This window comes from Salegentibacter salinarum, assembly GCF_900168115.1.
In the GTDB taxonomy this organism is placed as follows: domain Bacteria; phylum Bacteroidota; class Bacteroidia; order Flavobacteriales; family Flavobacteriaceae; genus Salegentibacter; species Salegentibacter salinarum.
Genome location: NZ_FUZC01000005.1, coordinates 276,441 through 295,412 on the forward strand (window position 1 = coordinate 276,441; position 18,972 = coordinate 295,412).

Annotated in this window: 17 protein-coding genes; 9 read left to right on the plus strand and 8 right to left on the minus strand. The window is 37.7% G+C overall.

Annotated features, from left to right (window positions below; all coding sequences use genetic code 11):
* Positions 1 to 62: 62 nt before the first annotated feature.
* Together B5X53_RS08495 and B5X53_RS08500 are read right to left on the minus strand one after the other, a co-directional pair.
* Positions 63 to 1,448 carry an NAD-dependent succinate-semialdehyde dehydrogenase gene (locus B5X53_RS08495; RefSeq protein ID WP_079712806.1) on the minus strand — a complete coding sequence of 462 codons (1,386 nt, stop codon included), beginning with the start codon at positions 1,446 to 1,448 and terminating at the stop codon, positions 63 to 65.
* A gap of 129 nt (positions 1,449 to 1,577) precedes the next feature.
* Entirely contained in the window at positions 1,578 to 2,321 is a 744-nt protein-coding gene (locus tag B5X53_RS08500; protein WP_079712807.1) for a DUF6503 family protein, read from the minus strand.
* A gap of 161 nt (positions 2,322 to 2,482) precedes the next feature.
* Between B5X53_RS08500 and B5X53_RS08505 the strand changes: the two genes are divergently transcribed.
* The 5 genes from B5X53_RS08505 to B5X53_RS08525 all read left to right on the plus strand — a co-directional run bounded on the left by B5X53_RS08505 (position 2,483) and on the right by B5X53_RS08525 (position 8,030).
* On the plus strand, positions 2,483 to 2,917 hold the full coding sequence (locus tag B5X53_RS08505) for a lipocalin-like domain-containing protein (RefSeq protein WP_079712808.1): 435 nt from the start codon (positions 2,483 to 2,485) through the stop codon (positions 2,915 to 2,917).
* Positions 2,918 to 3,008: 91 nt separating this feature from the next.
* On the plus strand, positions 3,009 to 3,473 hold the full coding sequence (gene smpB, locus B5X53_RS08510; protein ID WP_037320176.1) for an SsrA-binding protein SmpB: 465 nt from the start codon (positions 3,009 to 3,011) through the stop codon (positions 3,471 to 3,473).
* Positions 3,474 to 3,479: 6 nt separating this feature from the next.
* Positions 3,480 to 4,655 (plus strand): MFS transporter, encoded by a 1,176-nt coding sequence (locus B5X53_RS08515; RefSeq protein ID WP_079712809.1) that lies wholly within the window; start codon positions 3,480 to 3,482, stop codon positions 4,653 to 4,655.
* A gap of 73 nt (positions 4,656 to 4,728) precedes the next feature.
* Entirely contained in the window at positions 4,729 to 7,218 is a 2,490-nt protein-coding gene (locus tag B5X53_RS08520) for a DUF5686 and carboxypeptidase regulatory-like domain-containing protein (RefSeq protein ID WP_079712810.1), read from the plus strand.
* Positions 7,219 to 7,436: 218 nt separating this feature from the next.
* Positions 7,437 to 8,030, plus strand: a complete 594-nt coding sequence (locus B5X53_RS08525; RefSeq protein ID WP_079712811.1) for a hypothetical protein — start codon at positions 7,437 to 7,439, stop codon at positions 8,028 to 8,030.
* A gap of 17 nt (positions 8,031 to 8,047) precedes the next feature.
* On the opposite strand, the gene B5X53_RS08530 is transcribed toward B5X53_RS08525, so the two are convergent.
* Together B5X53_RS08530 and B5X53_RS08535 are read right to left on the minus strand one after the other, a co-directional pair.
* Entirely contained in the window at positions 8,048 to 9,196 is a 1,149-nt protein-coding gene (locus tag B5X53_RS08530) for an MFS transporter (protein ID WP_079712812.1), read from the minus strand.
* A gap of 80 nt (positions 9,197 to 9,276) precedes the next feature.
* Positions 9,277 to 10,659, minus strand: a complete 1,383-nt coding sequence (locus B5X53_RS08535; RefSeq protein WP_079712813.1) for an MATE family efflux transporter — start codon at positions 10,657 to 10,659, stop codon at positions 9,277 to 9,279.
* A gap of 205 nt (positions 10,660 to 10,864) precedes the next feature.
* On the opposite strand from B5X53_RS08535, the gene B5X53_RS08540 reads away from it, so the two are divergent.
* From B5X53_RS08540 to B5X53_RS08550, 3 genes are all read left to right on the plus strand, one after another.
* Positions 10,865 to 11,098 carry a cation transporter gene (locus B5X53_RS08540; protein WP_079712814.1) on the plus strand — a complete coding sequence of 78 codons (234 nt, stop codon included), beginning with the start codon at positions 10,865 to 10,867 and terminating at the stop codon, positions 11,096 to 11,098.
* 21 nt (positions 11,099 to 11,119) lie between these two features.
* Positions 11,120 to 11,803, plus strand: a complete 684-nt coding sequence (locus tag B5X53_RS08545; protein WP_079712815.1) for an aspartate/glutamate racemase family protein — start codon at positions 11,120 to 11,122, stop codon at positions 11,801 to 11,803.
* A gap of 139 nt (positions 11,804 to 11,942) precedes the next feature.
* Positions 11,943 to 12,344 carry a hypothetical protein gene (locus tag B5X53_RS08550; protein ID WP_079712816.1) on the plus strand — a complete coding sequence of 134 codons (402 nt, stop codon included), beginning with the start codon at positions 11,943 to 11,945 and terminating at the stop codon, positions 12,342 to 12,344.
* 77 nt (positions 12,345 to 12,421) lie between these two features.
* Here B5X53_RS08550 and serA read toward each other — a convergent pair whose 3' ends face one another.
* Both serA and azu read right to left on the minus strand, forming a co-directional pair.
* Positions 12,422 to 14,314, minus strand: a complete 1,893-nt coding sequence (gene serA / locus B5X53_RS08555) for a phosphoglycerate dehydrogenase (protein WP_079712817.1) — start codon at positions 14,312 to 14,314, stop codon at positions 12,422 to 12,424.
* A gap of 326 nt (positions 14,315 to 14,640) precedes the next feature.
* Positions 14,641 to 15,189, minus strand: a complete 549-nt coding sequence (gene azu / locus B5X53_RS08560) for an azurin (RefSeq protein WP_079712818.1) — start codon at positions 15,187 to 15,189, stop codon at positions 14,641 to 14,643.
* Positions 15,190 to 15,364: 175 nt separating this feature from the next.
* Between azu and B5X53_RS08565 the strand changes: the two genes are divergently transcribed.
* Positions 15,365 to 17,509, plus strand: a complete 2,145-nt coding sequence (locus B5X53_RS08565; protein WP_079712819.1) for a M3 family metallopeptidase — start codon at positions 15,365 to 15,367, stop codon at positions 17,507 to 17,509.
* 77 nt (positions 17,510 to 17,586) lie between these two features.
* Here B5X53_RS08565 and B5X53_RS08570 read toward each other — a convergent pair whose 3' ends face one another.
* A complete protein-coding gene (locus B5X53_RS08570) occupies positions 17,587 to 18,186 on the minus strand; it encodes a hypothetical protein (protein ID WP_143533247.1) in 600 nt (199 codons plus the stop codon).
* Positions 18,187 to 18,391: 205 nt separating this feature from the next.
* A partial coding sequence (locus B5X53_RS08575; RefSeq protein WP_317042316.1) for a group II intron maturase-specific domain-containing protein occupies positions 18,392 to 18,972 on the minus strand: 581 nt, incomplete at its 5' end.

Below are 18,972 nucleotides of genomic sequence, written 5' to 3' on the forward strand. Positions count from 1 at the left end.
AAACAAAAAAGAGGCTGAAAACTCAACCTCTTTTTCTAAATTTCAATAAACAGATCGCATTTCTATCCATTTAGGATATTAATCGCCTTGGCGTTTACAAATTCTTTAAGTCCGAAGCCACCGTGTTCACGGCCGTAACCTGAATTCTTCACTCCACCGAAAGGCATATTTGGTTGTGCGAGACCAAAGGAATTGATAAATACCATTCCGGTATCAAAATGTTTACTGGCCAGTTCTACCGCTTTATCTACATCTTCAGAAAATATTCCACCTCCAAGACCAAAACGGCTATCATTGGCAATTCGCATCGCATCTTCATCATCCTTAGCTTTTATTAACGAAGCCACGGGGCCAAAAAGCTCATCATCGTAAGCGGGTTGTCCCGGTTTTACATTCGCTAAAACCGTGGCAGGATAGTAAAAACCGTCGCCATCAGGTATATTACCGCCGCAAAGTACAGCTGCACCTTTTTTCACGCTGTCTTCCACTTGTTCGTGCAATTCTTCCCTAAGATCTTCTCGCGCCATGGGTCCCAGGTCGCTATCGTCACTAGTTGGATCTCCGGCCTTTATATTCTTCATCTTTTCTACAAAAGCTTCTTTAAATTCATCGTAAACTTTTTCTGTCACAACAAAACGTTTAGCAGCAACACAGGTTTCGCCATTATTATAAATTCTACCTTTTACGCACCATTCAACAGCTTTTTTTATATTGGCATCTTCAAGCACTAAATAAGCATCATTAGAACCAAGTTCCAAAACGGTTTTCTTAAGTTCAGAACCGGCTTTTTCACCAATTATTTTTCCTGCTCCGGGGCTTCCGGTTAAGGTTACACCTCTAACAAGATCGTGTTCAATTATAGAATCTGACTGGTCGTGATCTATTAAAAGCACTTTAAAAAGGTCTTTGGGCAAGCCGGCTTCTTTAAATATTTTTTCAAGAAGTAATCCCGACCCGGTCACACTTTCAGCGTGTTTCAGTAAAACTCCATTACCAGCCATAAGATTAGCAATTGTATATCTAATTACCTGATAAGCCGGGAAATTCCAGGGCTGGATTCCGTAGATTACACCAATAGGTGAGTATGTAATTATTCCGCGACCGCCATCGGGCAACTCCCGTTCTTCATCTTTTAAATTTTCAGGACCATTGGCTGCTGTCCATTCACAAATTCCTGCACAAAGATCAATTTCCTGTTCTCCCTGCTTGAGTAATTTACCCATTTCGGCAGTCATCAATTTCACCAATTCAGCTTTGTGTTCGGTTAATTTCTCCCCTATAGCTTGGATTACTTCAGCTCTTTGTTTTGGAGATTTTTCACGCCATTTTAAAAATGCCTGATGGCATTCTTCAACGGCATCTTTTGCTTCCTGGTCTGTAAAATAATTGTACGTGTCTAATTCTTTACCCGTAGCCGGGTTAATGGTTTTCAATGTTTTCTCTTTCATAACTATTTTTTTGGAAATTTAAAGTTATGAACTGATGCAAAGAATGAGGACTAAGGCGTTGTTAAAGCTTTTAAAACAAGGCGTTAATTAGGAAGAATTAACAGGTGTGCGTAAGAATATTCTTTAAAATTATTCTAAACGTTTCACTTCTATATTCTTGTTTTCGATTTTTGAGAGTAATTCGAGTTGTCGGGCTTCGTAAAGATCATCCAATTGGGTTAAAGGCGTATCCAAATCATCGGTTTTGTAATTTTCGTAATCTACAAAACGAATTCCTTCAATAGTTCTGGGGTTGTAAGCTTTCCTAAAACGCAATCCGCCATCATTGACTTCAAAACTATAGGCCAGGTAATCTACGTTGTAATTCTGAGTGTCAATCCAGTACATATATACATCTTCATGATCGGCGCCGCCACCTTCAACATTAAATGTAACTTTTACTTCATAGTATTCCTTATCGTGAATGGTGTCTTTTCCTATTAATTCTTTATTTACAGCGTCATCATTTAAACCGAAAGGTAATTGCACAAAATAGTGAACCGAATTCACCGAATTTGCATAGACATTTTTCATAGAATCTGAGAGCTGCACTACGGTATCCTTGTAATATCGGGTAAAACCTTCGTTAGTTACCACATCGCGATACTGAGTTCCGGTAGAATCGGCCAGAACACGCTCTAAATGAAATTTTCCACCTTCTCTTTCGCTTTTATAGGAACCCTTTCTAAAATCGAAACTAATTTCGGCATTTTTATAGTTGTCTCCGCCTGCTTTTTCAATGGCTTTATCTATAATTTGCTGTGCATTTTCCTTATCGGAATTACAGGCAAAAGTTACTGCGATAATAAGTGCTCCTAAAAAGTATTTTTTCATTTTTAAAACTATAAATATTGAAGGCTGTTGAAATCCCAAAATTGTTTGCAAAGGTATATAAAATGCTGAATTGACATGTGACCTAAGTTACATATTGAAGTTGTGAAATTACCTATTTCATTTTCATTTTACTATTTTGCAGCTTCTAACTAAATACACCTATGAAAAAACAAATTTTACTATTAGCATTTTTAAGCTTCGGGTTATTCACCGCCTGCGACACAGATGATGATTCACCTGACGAAACACCGCAAATCAATGAAGAATTAGTGGGTATCTGGTATATTGATGATATGATTGTTGATGGCGAGAAAATACCTTATAACGACCACGAAGATTGCGGTAAGGATTATATTGAATTTAATGAAGACGGAACTTATAGGCAGATTGATATATGGGGTTGTGAAGAAGACGTTGATGAGGAAGGAACATACACCGCGACTGATAATACTATTACCCTTACCATTTCTGGAAATGATGTGGTTGTTATGGATATTGTTACGCTAAATTCTGAAACGCTCCTGGTAGAAGGAATGGATGATGTAGATGATGACGGCGAAGAGGAAGTGGTACAACAGCGGTTTACAAGGGAGTAAAACTACTAATTCTTCGTAAAATTGATTTAAAGTGTTACGAATTCCGTAAATACAGGTAAAGTTTCTGTAAAGCTTCCTATTTTTGTTTCTTATGAAGAAGACCAGCAATACCATAAATATAAAGAATAGAAAGGCTCGATTTGAGTATGAAATCCTCGATAAATACGTGGCGGGGATCAAACTGGCCGGGACCGAGATAAAAGCCATAAGACAAGGAAAAGCTTCTATAGCCGAGAGTTTTTGTGAGTTTCAGAACAACGAATTATTCGTGATTAATATGCACGTTGAAGAATATTCTCACGCCACGCATTTTAATCATAACCCAAAAAGTGAGCGCAAACTCCTTTTACAACGTCGGGAATTAAGAAAACTTGAAAAAGAAGTAAAGAATTCCGGACTTACCATTATTCCGCTGCGTGTTTTTATTAACGACCGCGGACTCGCGAAAATGCAAATTGCGCTGGCCAAAGGTAAAAAGCTCTACGATAAAAGAGAGACAATTAAAGACCGCGAAAGCAAAAGAAAATTAGACAGGATTAAGAAAGAATACAAATAAATCTGGATGCAGCCGGCAAAACAGATTCTCCCCTTAATCGTTTTTTCCCAGTTTTGCTGCACCTCGCTTTGGTTTGCCGGTAATGCCGTGATGCCAGAGCTTTACCTTAACTTTAATTTAAATGATGAAGCCCTTGGGCATTTAACCTCGGCGGTACAATTCGGTTTTATTTTTGGTACGCTCATATTTGCTTTTCTTAACCTTGCTGACAGGTTTTCTCCATCAAAACTCTTCTTTATCTCTGCTGTTTTCGGTGCGGTTTTTAACCTGGGTATTATACTCGAAAACAACAGTTTAAACACCTTACTCCTATTGCGCTTTCTCACCGGATTTTCATTGGCTGGAATTTATCCCGTTGGAATGAAGATCGCTGCAGATTATTACGATAAAGGCCTCGGAAAATCGCTGGGTTATTTGGTGGGCGCATTAGTTTTAGGTACTGCTTTTCCGCATTTTTTAAAGACTTTTACCGGTGCAGAAAACCTTCCCTGGCGCTGGGTAATTATTGCTACTTCCGGTTTTGCATTCCTGGGTGGACTATTAATTTTGCTGTTTGTTCCCAACGGTCCATTTAGAAAAGCAAAAAGGAAGTTTAAAACTGATGCCATTTTTAGCGTTTTTAAAAATAAAAATTTACGCAGCGCTGCCTTCGGTTATTTTGGGCATATGTGGGAACTCTATACTTTTTGGGCTTTTGTTCCTATTATCTTAGCCGCTTATAAAATTTCATTTTCAGATAGTAATTTTTATATTCCGTTTTGGTCGTTTATAATTATTGGAATTGGTGGACTTTCCTGTGTGTTGGGTGGTTATATTTCGGAAATCTTCGGGGTAATACGAACCGCCGCTACGGCTCTGCTCCTATCTGGTTTATGCTGCATCATATTTCCCTTCGTTTTTCTTCAGCCTTCAGCTTCAATTCTTATCGCATTCTTATGTTTTTGGGGAGTTGTGGTAGTGGCCGATTCTCCCCTATTCTCAACATTGGTGGCTGGAAACGCCCCACCGGAAATCAAGGGCACAGCCCTCACCATTGTGAATTCTATTGGTTTTGCGATTACTATTGGGAGTATTCAGTTAATTACTTATTTAAATCAAATAGAACCAGTTTATAGTATGAGTTTACTTGCATTTGGACCGGTCCTGGGATTATGGGGATTATTTCAGAAGAAAAAAGTCTGAAGTTCCGCTTTCAGCAATTTCAATAAACTCTAATTATTTTGTCTATTTTGGCTGCATCAAAAAATTCATCATCATGCAGCAAAAAATCATCATCATTTTTCTTATTTTTTCATCAATTAACTTATCTGCCCAAATAACCGGAAAGCTTACCGATACCGAAAACAAGATACTTCCTTATGTAAATATTTATACGGAAGACGGAAAATTTGGAACCACCTCTAACGAAAACGGCGTTTATGAATTAAAAATAAATCAGACGGGAGATTACAATTTAGTTTTTCAATATTTAGGATATCAAACACAGAAAAAGACAATTTCAGTTGAAGCATTTCCTTACGAATTAAATATCAGCCTGAAACCGGAAACCACCAGTTTGGATGAAGTAAATATTTCATCAGGTGAAAATCCCGCAAACGCAATAATCAGGAAGGCGATTGATTTCAGAAAACGAAATGCCGAAAAACTTGAAGCTTATACCGCCGATTACTATTCCCGCGGATTATGGCGAATTAAAAATGCCCCGGAAAAGATACTTGGCCAGGAAGTTGGTGATCTTGGAGGCGGACTCGACTCTACCCGAAGCGGTATCGTGTATTTAAGTGAAACAATTTCTGAGATTTCCTATAAACGGCCCGATGATTTTAAGGAAAAGATCATTGCTTCTAAAGTCAGTGGTGACGATAATGGTTTCAGCCTAAATTCCGCACAGGAATCCTATTTTTCATTTTATGAAAATACTATTGAAATTAACAGCGAGATGGTTTCCCCAATCGCCGAATATGCTTTTAATTATTACGATTATAAGTTAGACGGAATATTTTATGATGAAAACGGAAACCTCATCAACAAGATAAAAGTTAGTCCGAAGCGTGAAAAAGACCGGGTTTTTTCTGGCCATATTTATATCGTGGAAGACCTCTGGCAAATTTTTGGCGTAGAATTGCAAACCAACGGGCAGGCTATACAGGTACCACCTATTGAAACTTTAGATTTTAAACAGAATTACCGCTTTTCTGAAGAAAACGGCTTTTACGTTCAAATTTCCCAAACTGTTGATTTTAAATTTGCGATGTTTGGGATTTCAGGAGATGGAAGATTTACCGCGGTTTACAGCGATTATAATTTCGAACCGGAATTCAATAAAGATGATTTTGGCAGGGAAATTATGTCATTTGCTGAGGCTGCCAATAAAAAAGATTCGGTTTACTGGGAAAAATTGCGCCCGGTGCCTTTAACCGATGAGGAAATTGGAGATTATGTAAAAAAAGACAGCATTCAAACGCTTCGAAATTCCAAACCCTATTTGGATTCGATAGATAATGTTCGCAACAAATTCAATTTAACCGATCCTATTTTTGGCTATTCCTGGCAAAACTCCCACAAAGACAGGTACTTTAATATAAGTTCACCTTTAATGGGTACGCATTTTAACACCGTACAGGGCTGGAATACATCTACTACAATTTCTTACAGGCAAAATGACAAGGAGGATGAAAATTCAGGGAAATTCTGGCGTTTATATTCTACAATTAATTATGGTATTAGTGATGACCGCTTTAGGATAAAGGGTGGTTTTCAGAAACAATTCAATAATTCCAGCAGGCCGGTTTTAAGTATTTCCGGTGGAATTGAAGCTACACAAATTAACGATAGAACACCAATTTCTGAACGATTAAACGATATTACCACCATATTTTTCGAAAGAAACTACCTGAAGCTTTACGAACGTTCCTTCGCTGAAATTGCTTATCAGCAGGAAATTTTCAACGGATTCTATCTTTTAGGAGACGTTAGTTATGAAAACAGGAACCCGCTCATTAATTCTACAGACCAGGTAATTATTGATAATGATGATATACAGTACACCTCTAACAATCCACTGCAACCCGATAATTTCAGTTCGTTGCCATTCAGGGAACACGACATTTTTAAACTAAACCTGAATACGAGATTTAGGTTTGGACAAAAATATATGAGTTACCCAAGTGGGAAGTTCAATATCAATAATGAGAAATACCCGACTATGTACCTGGGTTATGAGAAGGGCTTTGGCGCGAGTATAGAAGAATATAATTTCGACCAATTTAAAGCTTCGGTAACCCAAACTTTAAAACTTGCCAATAAAGGAGAGTTCGGTTATAATTTAAATGGAGGAACCTTTCTTAATGCCCAAGATATGGCCTTTGTAGATTACAGGCATTTTATAGGTAATCAAACCCGTGTAAATAATGGTTTTAGCAACTTATCAAGGTTTAATCTTTTACCCTATTATTCGATGAGCACTAATAAAACCTATGCTGAAGCTCACGCCGAACACGATTTCAAAGGCTGGGTTTTAGGGAAAATTCCATTTTTAAATCAGTTGAATTACAACCTGGTAGTTGGCGCTCACGCACTTTATACGCAAGATAATAAACCCTATTCTGAATATTCGGTTGGAATAGATAACCTTGGTTTTGGAAAATACCGCTTGCTACGTTTGGATTACGTGGTTTCCAACCAGGATGGAAATCGGGAAGGTGCTTTTGTTTTCGGTCTAAAGTTTTTGGGCGTGCTGGATTAAATTTTAGCAGAAATGTTATCAAGTTTGATCCCGGAATAATTTCAGAGCAGACTCTGAAACCATTCCGAAGCTTAGGGATGGGGCAACGAAATCAAACAATTTTTGACATTCTAAAAAATCATCAAAAAAATAATATTAACTTACAGGTAACGAATATCATCTTGACGTTTTCTATTTGTGAATTAAACTACAAGCATTATAATTAAAATCAATTTAAAATGAAAAAAATACTCTTTTTTCTAACAATCCTGGCTTTCGGCTTTCAGGGAATAGCCCAGGATAAATATCTTTCTGAAGAAATCCAGGTGAAAATGGCAAGTATGGCTGCGCCTGAAGAAGACAGGGATGCAGTAACTGTTTACGGCTATGATCGTGAAGGTAAACCGGTTTTATTAAAAGAAGGCACCAATAATTTAGTTTGCATTGCCGATAATCCTAATATGAATGGGATTTCGGTAAGTTGTTACAACAAAAAGCTGGACGATTTTATGTCCCGAGGAAGGGAATTAAGTGCGGAAGGCAAAGATATGATGGAAACCCGCGCTATTCGCCAACAGGAAGTGGAAAGCGGAAAATTAAAAATGCCTGATGCACCAAGTATGACTTATATACTGTCGGGAAAAGAAGCGAATTTAAATCGTGAGACCGGGGAGCTTAAAGATGCAAAACTGCGTTATGTTATTTATATGCCTTATGCTACTACCGAGGAAACCGGACTTCCAGATAAACCACATACTCCCGGCATGCCCTGGTTAATGGATCCCGGAACGCATCGCGCGCACATTATGATTACCCCGGCTGATAAGGAGTAATTGAAATTGAAAATTTCTTACTCTTCAATGTTCTCTTTCTGCTTTTTAAAGAAAAGCTGGGAAATGGGAATAAGCATTAATGCTGAAATAAAGAAAAGGATAAAAGATACCTTCAAATTAAATAGATGCGCTAAATACCCAACCAGCGGTGGCCCCAGGAGCATTCCTACGATAGCATAGGTTGTAATAATGGATATGGCCATTCCCGGGGAATATTTTTTAGAGGATCCGGCTAAAAGAAATGTCATTGGGATTATTGCTGCGACCCCAATTCCTACTAAGCAGAAACCAATTAATGCCGGCCAGAAATAAGGAAAAATAACCATTAGCAGTACACCTAAACATACCAGACAGGCACTGATGATATAATTCTTTTCCATTCCTATTTTTTCTACAATTCTATCTGAAGAGAAACGCGATAAGGCCATAAAAACCATAAAGATCAAATAACCCAGCGTAAAAATATCTTCATTCACCACTTCTTTAAAATAAACCCCGCTCCAATCGAACATTCCGCCTTCGGTAATTGCGGCAAGAAAAACTATAAAGCCAAGATACATCGTTGGTTTATCAGGTTTTCCAATTCGTAGTTTATTCCCCTGGGTAGATCGATCTTTTTTCAGTAAAAATGAAAAAGAAGAAAAAGCTATAACAAGCGTAAAAATTGCAACTGCTGGTAAATGCTGATAAATAGGGACATCAAATTTTATAAGAATTGTTGAGAAAGCTACACCTAAAAGTCCGCCGGTGCTCCAAAGTCCGTGGAAAGAGCCAATAATCTTTCGCTTAAAATTCTTCTGCAGGGTTAAGGATTGCGTATTCATAGCAATATTAAAAATTCGCATAGAAAAGGCAAAACAAAATATTCCTGTAATTAGTAAAAAGAGGCTATCCGCTATACCGATTATACTAAGGGAAGCCGCCAGTAAAATGTAAGAAACGATAAGTGGATACCGACTTTCAAAACGGGAAACCAGCCAGCCAGAAACCGGAAGCCCAATTAACGAACTTATCGGCATCACCATTAACAAATTCCCCAATTCGGCTTCATTGAAATCGAAAGCCATTTTAATGGTTGGAATTCGCGAAGCCCAGGTAGAAAAGCAGAACCCAGATAGAAAAAAGTACGTACTAAGTGCAATTCGCTGTTGGTTTTCGATCTTCATTTTTTGAAACTTATGAGGGGATAAAATTGGTGTTTATTTTTATCAGGACAATTATTCAGAAAACTAAATTTTTCTAAAAATTAAAGCTGGCGATGTCGGTAACGAATGGTTCTTAATTTCCAATAACCCATTTTATAATAGGTAAAGGCTACAATTGCAGCAATAACATTAGAAATTGGGAACGCCCACCATATTCCTTCAAAAGAAAGATCGGTATTATTAGACAGAATAAATGCCGTGGGAAATCTTACAATCCAAAGCGCAAATACGGAAATTAACAAAGAGGCTTTTGTAAATCCGGCGCCATTGAAAACACCGTTTAAAACCTGCTGCACACCCAGAACGCCAAAACTGGGCGCCATTATTTTAATGAACAAAGAGCCATCCCTAATCACGCCGGGATCGTTGGGAACAAAAAAGGCGGTAATTGGTTCAGCTAGAAAGAAAAGAATTAAACCAACCGCGGTAAGGCCGAAAAAGGCGATTTTAGCACTTAAATTTCCAATTTTTTCAGCACGTTTTATTTTTCCGGCACCAACATTCTGCCCTACCAAAGTAGTGGTGGCAATGGCAAATCCAAGGGCGGGTACCACAATTAGGCTTAAAACCCTGCTTCCAATTCCGTAAGCCGCGACTACTTCGCTTCCAAAACTGGTTACCAGCATCACCATAACCGTCATTCCGCCGGCACGGGTAGACATTTCTATACTGGAAGGAATCCCAATATTGAACATACTTCGTGTCCAGCCAAAATCGAATTTCATTCTACTAAAACTAATTTTTATGCCTTTATTTCCGCGGAAAAGAATAAGTAATCCTATTAAGGCCGATAAACCCTGGGTAATTACACTGGCAACAGCTGCTCCCGCAACCCCAAACCCCGGAATAGGCCCAAAACCAAATATAAAAAGCGGATCTAAAATTAAATTGAGAAAAACCGTAGCCAAAACGATATACATGGGTAGTAAAACATTTCCTATTCCGCGCATAAGCGACTGGAAAACGTAGAACATAAAAAGGAAAATAAAGCCCAGCGACGAAACTTTAAAATAGCTTACAGAATCACTTAAAATTTCGGGGCCCGCGCCTATAAGTCTCATTAAGGGTTCTGAGGAAAAATAGCCTACTATAGCCAGTAAAACCGAAATAAAAAAGATCACAAAAACGGTTTGCGAAGAACTGTAATTTACCTGGTCCTGATTTTCAGCGCCTTTATATTGAGAAACAATCACCGTCCCGGCCAGCGTTAAACCAGCTCCCAGCGATAGAATAAGAAAAAGTATAGGAAAACTAATACTCACCGCAGCCACGGCATCGGCGCCCAGTCTTCCCAGCCAAAACGTATCGATTAACTGGTAGGCGGTTTGCAAAATATTAGCCAGGATTATAGGCCAGGCCAGGTTGGCCAGGGAGCTAAAAATCCTGCCTTCGGTATATTTTATGGGCTGCCTCTTCTTGCGCAATCTCTTTAAATTTTTAAAAAATCTTCCCGGTAAGAAAATTTCAATATCCTACTCAGTCATTATTTTATCAGCGTTTTTTAAAAAGTAATTTGCAAAAGTAAGAAACAAGCCCTGTTTTTTTCAAGTAAAATGGCTTAAACTGATTTTCCTCATAAAATTTTCCGAGTCCTGCCTTTAAATTTGTGCTAAACAAAAATCAGAAACTATGAAAGCTACTATGTTATTGGAAGAACTTAATGTTGGTAATTGCATAACATACATTACCAGGGAACTTTCTAAAATTAAAGATATCTGTGATATTTATGCAGATTCAGAAGCGTCTAAAATCACTTTTACTTATAATTCAGAATTTGCGGCTTTGGAAGCTGTGGGAATTCTAAGTTCTTTCAGGAATAAAGAAAACGACGAAGAATTTAATGAAACCCTTAAAATTGCATAATTTAGGGAAAAATTAAATTTTATGAATTTACTGGGAATGATTGGTGGTACCTCGTGGCATTCTACCATAGAATATTACCGACTTTTAAATGAGCTTGTAGGCGAGAAAATTGGGAAGCAGCAGAATCCGCCGCTACTTTTATACAGTCTCAATGTAAAATTGATGCGTGAGAACGATCCCAGGAAAATTAAAAAATCATATTTAGAAATTGCTCAAAAACTTGAAAATGCAGGTGTCGGCGCTATAATAATTTGTGCCAATACACCGCATTTGGTTTACGATTTTGTGCAACCAAAAATTGATATTCCCATACTTCATATTGCCGATGCCATAGCCAAAGAAGCGAAACAGAAAGGTTTTAAAAAACTTGCCCTACTGGGTACAAAACCCACGATGACAGGAGATTTTATCCAGGGAAGGTTAAAAGATCAACATCAAATTGAAACTATAATTCCCGCACAGGAATATATTGATGAAACCCACAGATTTATTTCTGAAGAACTTACGCAGGGAAATTTCACCGATACCGCAAAAAATTTCTATTTAGAACAAATGCAACTTTTAAAAGATCGCGGAGCTGATGCAATAATCTTAGGCTGTACCGAACTGCCGATGCTTATTAAAGAAAAGGATACCGAAATTCCACTTTTAGATACTACAAAGCTACACGCGCAATTAGCTACTGAATTTATTCTTAAAGATTAATAGTTTTCTTTTTTTGAATTTCAGCCTGGTACCCGGCATAAAGAAAAGGCATTTTCAAACCTCTATTATCGAGTAAATTTCTACATACTTTTACGCAACCATTATCAGTTTTCTGTATCTTATAGAAAATGATTAATTTATGTTACAAAGATTTATTTTATTTATCGGAATTATTTTATTTACTTTTTCCTGCGGAGAAGACGACAGCGGGGAATGTAATGGAATTTGCACCGAAGAATTTAAAAGTATTAATGTTGAAATCACAGACTCTGAAGAGAACCCGGTGGTTTTAGACAGTACTAGCCTCACCGATATTACAAACAATCGAGAAGTTGATCTCAATTCCACGGGAGATATTGAAAACGGCTTTTATACTATTTTTAATGATAACCTGCTTCCGGAATATAAGAATGAAGAGATAGATCTTCTTTTTAAAGGATTTCAGGAGGAAAATTTAATTGTGGAACAGGAATATAGAATTGGTGCAGATTGCTGCCACGTTTATCCCATTTCAGGACCTCTGGTAATTCAGTTAGAATAAAACTCATAAAAAATCCCGGAAGCTATTTTCTTTAATAGGAAATAACCACCGGGATATATTTTTAGTAAAAAACTTTACTAATATAAAACCCTGAAACGTATGGTTCCTTTCAGGCCTTTTAGGTCTTTGATTACTTTTTTATCGTATTTCTTATCTATATCGGTAATTACATAACCAATAGTTTCATTGGTTTTTAAATACTGCCCTTCAATATTAATATCGTGCCCGGCAAGGATCCTGTTGATCTCTGCCAAAATTCCCGGCCTGTTTTCGTGAATATGAATTAGCCTGTGGGCATTTTGCAATACCGGCAATTGTAAATTAGGGAAGTTAACCGAGTTGGTGGTGCTGCCTGTATTTATATATTCAATAATTTTTCCCGGAACAAAATTCCCAATATTTTCTTGGGCTTCCAGGGTGCTTCCGCCAATATGTGGCGTTAAAATTACATTTGGTAAATTCCTTAATTCGGAAACAAATTCTTCATTATTGGTCTTCGGTTCCTGCGGATAAACATCTATCCCCGCCCCCATTATTTTACCAGATTCTATATTCTTTTTCAGCGCTTGTATATCTACCACGTGTCCACGGCTTAAATTCAGGAAAATGACGTTATCTTTCATATAACCAAATTCCTTTTCACTGATGATATTCTTATTTTCTTTTCTTCCGTCTACGTGAAGCGTAACAATATCTACGGTTTCAAGAAGTTCTTTTAAGGAATTACACTTGGTAACATTTCCCATTGGCAACTTTTCCTCAACATCGTAATAATAAACATCAAACCCAACAGATTCTGCTACCACTGAAAGTTGTGCGCCAATATTTCCATAACCAATAATCCCCAGTTTTTTACCCCGGGTTTCAAAACTGTTGGTAGCAGATTTTTCCCATTTCCCTTCGTGCATTAAACGCATTTTATCGGGCAGGTTTCGCATTAGTAAAATAATCTCGCCAATAGCTAATTCAACCACAGATCTCGTATTACTGTAAGGCGCATTAAAAACTGCAACGCCTTTCTTCAAACAGGCCTGAAGATCTATCTGATTAGTTCCTATACAAAAAGCACCCACCGCAATTAATCGGTTGGCATTTTCCAGTACTTTTTCGGTTAAATGTGTTTTAGAACGAATCCCTATTACTGATACATCTTTGATTTTTTCACAAAGTTCATCTTCATCCATCGCGCCAGGATGTACAGTTACATTATAACCTTCTTTCTTCATAATGTCTACCGCGTCCTGGTGTACATTTTCAAGAAGAAGTACGTTAATTCGGTTTTTGGGGTAAGAGATTGCTTTGTTCATATTGTGTACAAATAAAAATTCGTCTAAACTTGGAGTGATATGGTCTGCCTTTTCAAGAATATTTGCTCGCTCTACGTTTTCGGTAAAGGCATAAAACTTATTGGCGAGTCCGGCGGCTTTTATTTCATAATCGGTATAACCATCACCAATTACGTAAACATCCCCTTTTAATTTTAATCTTTTAAGTTGCTCTACTTTTCCATTATTTGAAGAAAGTACGTTTTCTTTATCAAAACCAACAATTTCACCTTCTTCGTCAAACTCAAAAGTATTGGCAAAAACATTTTCGGGCTTTACCCCGTAAGGTTCAACTATAGGAACAATAAATTCTTTAAAACCGTTGGAAACAATATAGATGTTTTCGTGATAATCGTTAAAGAATTCGCGGTTTCTAACAAATGAGGAAGATACCCGCTCACTTAAATTTTCTACCAGTTTTGGCAAATCACTTTTATTGGCTTTTAAAAGCCGAATTCGCTCTACCAGGGATTCCCTAAAAGAAATCTCTCCCTTCATTCCTTGATCGGTTAAGGCTTCTACCTCATCCAGGTTCTTTTGCTTATCGGGATCGTTAGCCAGGGATATTTCTCCCAAAACATCCAGGGCTTCTACCTGGGTAAATGTGCTGTCAAAATCAATTACAAAGTGCTTGTTCTCACTCATATATAAGGTACTCTAAAATGAAGCCTAAAACTACTATTTTTAGCAATCCTAGCGCACCAATTTCAGCAAAAATAAAGGGACATAATTTTGATTTTAGCCATATTTTCAACAATTCATAAAATGAGACGCTATAAAATATAGAGCTCATAAAAACATTCTGAAATTAGTAGGTAAAAATGAAATTTCTTCGGTTTTTTAAATAAAAAACTTTTAGGAATAACTAAAAATAGGCCCCACAAAAAGAGAAGCTGTTCTAAAACAAAAATGCCTTTACCTAACGGAATTCTCCGAAGTAAAGGCATTTTCAATAATATTATAAAAGTTTTTTACTCTACGATAAATTTACCTTTCATCACAGAATAGTGACCCGGGAAGCTACAGATATAGTCATATTCCCCGGCTTCAGGAGCTTCAAACTCTATGGTTACTTCTTCTCCACCACCAATCATTTTAGTGTGGGTAATAACAGCATCGGTTCCTTGAGGAATATAATCGTTATCCTTTGCCTGAACAGCTTTTTGTCCAAATTCATTGATCACGGTTCCTTTGGTTAGCAATACCCAGTTATGGCCCATTACGCTTTTTTCCATTTCACCAACGTGCTTTAAAGTAAGTCGAACAGTTTGTCCGGCTTTCACTTTAATCTCGTCTTTGTTAAAACGCATCTGGTCATTCCCTTCAATAGTTACTTCTACCACATCTTCGTCTGAAGAATTCATTTCTGAAGCTGATTTATCTGTAGCGGCTTCAGTTTGAGATTGTGGGCTGGTACCATCACCAATAGTAATTTTATCTTCCTTTTCTTCTTTTTTATCTCCGCAGGCAATCATTGCAACGGCTCCTAGAATCAAAACAGTTTTGCTTAAAAATTTCATATTTACTTATTTATAGTTTGTAATTAGTTATTTACAATATCAAAGATAAATTATTTTTAATTGTTAATGTATTTACGCCTCAATATTTCATATTTCAGAGAAAATCTAAAAGTTCTATAGCAGCCAATTTTCCCAAAATCACTACCTTCATAGATTAGAAATAAAACCACACAAAATGAAAAAAGAAATTATAAAAAGCCTGGGGATTTTAGCGCTGGTCGCAGGATTTCAAGCTAATGCCCAGGAACAAAAACCCGAACAAAATATGGATAACATTTTACTTGCTGAATGGACCGGCCCTTATGCCGGCGTTCCCGCTTTTGATAAAATGAAAGTAGAGCTTGTAAAACCGGCAATGCTTACAGCGATGGACAAGCATTTGGCTGAAATTGATAAAATAACCGAAAACTCAGAACCGGCAACTTTTGAGAATACTATTGTGCCTTTTGAAGATTCTGGTGATCTTTTAAACAAGGTGTTTACCTATTACGGTATTTTTAGCAGCAATGTTTCCAGTCCTGAATTCAGGGAAATTCAACGGGAACTTTCTCCTGAAATCTCTGAATACAGCTCAAAAATCTCACAGAATACCCAGCTTTTTGAGAGAATTAAAACAGTTTATGAAAATTCAGTAGAAAATCCACTGCCGGCACCAGAGCAACGTGTTATCGAACTTATTTATGAAGAATTTGCGATGGAAGGCGCCAATTTAAATGAAGAAGATAAAAAGCGTTACGCCGAAATAAACAGTGAACTTTCTGAATTATATACCAAATTCTCTAATAATGTTCTTGCGGAAGAAGAAAACTACATTGTTTATTTAACCGAAGGCCAACTTAGCGGTTTACCGGAATCTTACGTAAAATCGGCTGCCAGCACTGCTGAAGCTAATGGCGAAGCGGGGAAATATGCGGTAACCAACACGCGTTCTTCTATGGATCCTTTCCTGACTTATTCTGATGAACGTGAACTGCGCGAAAAAGTTTGGAAAAACTATTACTCACGTGGTGACAACGACGATGAATTTGACAATAATGAAGTGATTAAAAAAATACTGAAACTGCGCGACGAGCGTGTAGAACTCCTGGGATACGATAATTTTGCCCAATGGCGCTTACAAAACCGGATGGCAAAAAATCCCGAAAATGCCATGGAACTTATGGAAGCCGTTTGGCCTGCTGCACTTGCCCGTGTTGAAGAAGAAGTAAAAGATATGCAGGCAGTAGCCGATCGAGAAGGGGCTAATATTACTATTAAACCCTGGGATTATCGCTATTATGCCGAAAAAGTAAGAAAAGAAAAATACGATCTGGACAGTGAAGAAGTAAAGCAATATCTGGAATTAGGTAACCTCACCGATGCACTTTTCTACACAGCCGGTGAATTGTTTAATTTCGAATTTAAACCGGTTGAGGAAGGCAGCGTTCCTGTTTTTCATGAAGATGTAAAAGTCTGGGAAGTAACCGATGAAGATTCAGGCGAACTTATAGGGCTTTGGTATTTAGATCCTTTTGCCCGCCAGGGAAAACGTTCCGGGGCCTGGGCCACAACTTACAGAAGTTATTCTGAGCTGGAAGGTGCAAAACCTGTATTGTCTTCCAATAATTCTAATTTTATTAAGCCTGCACCGGGTGAACCGGTTTTGGTTTCCTGGGATGATGCTACCACTTTTTTCCACGAATTTGGGCACGCCCTGCACTTTTTAGCTGCCGATATTAAATATCCCACCCTAAACAGCGGCGTTCGTGACTATACTGAATTCCAATCGCAATTGCTAGAACGTTGGTTATCTACAGATGAAGTAATAAACCGTTACCTGAAACACCACGAAACCGGCGAGGTTATTCCTAATGAATTAGTCGCTAAAATAAAAAAAGCTTCTACTTTTAACCAGGGTTTCGCTACCACCGAGTTCTTAGCTTCGGCATTAATGGATATGAAATATCACACTACAGATCCTGATAAAATTGAACCAAGAGAGTTTGAAAAAGAGACTTTAGATGAACTTGGAATGCCAGAGGAAATTGTAATGCGTCATCGTTCACCGCATTTTGGACACGTATTTTCCGGGGAAGGTTATGCAACCGGATATTACGGTTATTTATGGGCAGATGTATTGACTTCTGATGCTGCTGAAGCTTTTGCCGAATCTCCCGGCGGATTCTACGATGAAAATATGGCAGAAAAACTGGTAAAATATCTTTTTGCACCAAGAAACGCAATGGATCCTGCTGAAGCTTATCGTAAATTTAGAGGGCGTGATGCTGAAATTGACGCACTAATGCGCGATCGCGGTTTCCCGGTTCCTGAAGGAGAATAATTTATCAAATAAAATTTTGAAAAACCTGCCTGGAAGATTTCTTTTGGGTAGGTTTTTTTATTTTATTCTATTTCGAATTATTCAATTGCTGTAGCCACCAGTTTATTTGGTCCTCTTGAAAAACCGTACAGAAATAATTTATCTTCGGTTATTTCTTCAATAGGAACCGCAGTAATTGCATTTCCATACCTGTGAATTACCAGGAAATAAGTCTGATCTATTTTCTTCAAATAAGAATGCATAATTTTACTATCGGGATGATTTTTAAAATCTATTTCGAAACTTTTTCCACCCCGTTCTAGATTGTATTTTTTCTGTTTAATTTCTTCTACGTTTAAATCTGTTTTAGTAGGAACCAAACGTATATAATCTATAGGCCGTTCCAATCTTTCGGAAGAAATAATTAATCGGTTTGGATTTTTAAAACTGAAATCGGCAAAAGCAAGCGTATCTATTTTTAGCTTATTTTCTTCAGTAGTATAGGAAGTCTTGGTAATAAACTCATCAAAGTTATAATGCAGTAATGAATCTTCGCTCACTTCCATTAAATGTATTCCAGGGAAACCACCAAAACTTTTATTTCCCGAGACAATCCATTTCCCTTCCAACTCCTGTGCAGTGATTGAAGTGCCCAATAATAAAATAAAGACCCAATAACTATCTAAAAATTTCATCATACTACTTTTAAATTCAACAATAATCTAAAAATAAGCTAGCAAAAAACCTTATTTATTCGATAGTGTTCTAATTCTCTAGATGAAATACGCAATTATAACTATTTGTAGGACAATATTTAGGATCGGGTAGAAAGGTAAGGATTATTTCCCTACCTGTCCTCCCACACCACCCAGCATACGGTTCCGTACTGGGCGGTTCCCTAATTTACGTTCTAACTTTAAGGTAATAGTCCAGAAGAGAAGTGTAACCAGCCTGTCTCAGTCTGTGGATGGTAATAGTCCTTTTGAGGATAAAGCTGTTAGCTGTATGCCAGTAGCTTTTCCTCGTGTTGGCATATTCCCACGCTTTCCACTTGTTCAGGCCAAGCTTGATAAGCATCTTTCCTTTCGTGCGGATGCGTTTCCATTGTTTCCAGATACACATCCTTAGACGTCGACGGTACCAGCGATCTATGTTTCTCAGCAGGCTTTTTATATCTGCCATTTTAAAGTAGTTCACCCAGCCTCTAACATAGTGGTTGAGTTCTTTCTTTCTTTCGTTCTCTCCCCATCCCTTGTTCCTTGATGTCAGCTGTTTTAGCCGTTGTTTCATCTTTCGGATACTTGTAGGATGAGCTCGGAGTCTACCTTTTCCGTGACTTCGATAGAAGGTATGTCCGAGAAATTTGATTTTGGAGACGTGAGAAACATTTGTTTTCTCTCTATTCACTTTCAAGAATAACTTATCCTCGATAAAAGGAATAATATTCCTTAGCGTTCTCCCAGCGCTTCGCTTGCTTTTGCAGA

Coding starts and splice junctions, on each gene's coding strand:
- B5X53_RS08495 (WP_079712806.1), bottom strand. CDS start 1,448: ATGAAAGAGAAAACATTGAAAACCATTAACCCGGCTACGGGTAAAGAA.
- B5X53_RS08500 (WP_079712807.1), bottom strand. CDS start 2,321: ATGAAAAAATACTTTTTAGGAGCACTTATTATCGCAGTAACTTTTGCC.
- B5X53_RS08505 (WP_079712808.1), top strand. CDS start 2,483: ATGAAAAAACAAATTTTACTATTAGCATTTTTAAGCTTCGGGTTATTC.
- smpB (WP_037320176.1), top strand. CDS start 3,009: ATGAAGAAGACCAGCAATACCATAAATATAAAGAATAGAAAGGCTCGA.
- B5X53_RS08515 (WP_079712809.1), top strand. CDS start 3,480: ATGCAGCCGGCAAAACAGATTCTCCCCTTAATCGTTTTTTCCCAGTTT.
- B5X53_RS08520 (WP_079712810.1), top strand. CDS start 4,729: ATGCAGCAAAAAATCATCATCATTTTTCTTATTTTTTCATCAATTAAC.
- B5X53_RS08525 (WP_079712811.1), top strand. CDS start 7,437: ATGAAAAAAATACTCTTTTTTCTAACAATCCTGGCTTTCGGCTTTCAG.
- B5X53_RS08530 (WP_079712812.1), bottom strand. CDS start 9,196: ATGAAGATCGAAAACCAACAGCGAATTGCACTTAGTACGTACTTTTTT.
- B5X53_RS08540 (WP_079712814.1), top strand. CDS start 10,865: ATGAAAGCTACTATGTTATTGGAAGAACTTAATGTTGGTAATTGCATA.
- B5X53_RS08545 (WP_079712815.1), top strand. CDS start 11,120: ATGAATTTACTGGGAATGATTGGTGGTACCTCGTGGCATTCTACCATA.
- B5X53_RS08550 (WP_079712816.1), top strand. CDS start 11,943: ATGTTACAAAGATTTATTTTATTTATCGGAATTATTTTATTTACTTTT.
- serA (WP_079712817.1), bottom strand. CDS start 14,314: ATGAGTGAGAACAAGCACTTTGTAATTGATTTTGACAGCACATTTACC.
- azu (WP_079712818.1), bottom strand. CDS start 15,189: ATGAAATTTTTAAGCAAAACTGTTTTGATTCTAGGAGCCGTTGCAATG.
- B5X53_RS08565 (WP_079712819.1), top strand. CDS start 15,365: ATGAAAAAAGAAATTATAAAAAGCCTGGGGATTTTAGCGCTGGTCGCA.
- B5X53_RS08570 (WP_143533247.1), bottom strand. CDS start 18,186: ATGATGAAATTTTTAGATAGTTATTGGGTCTTTATTTTATTATTGGGC.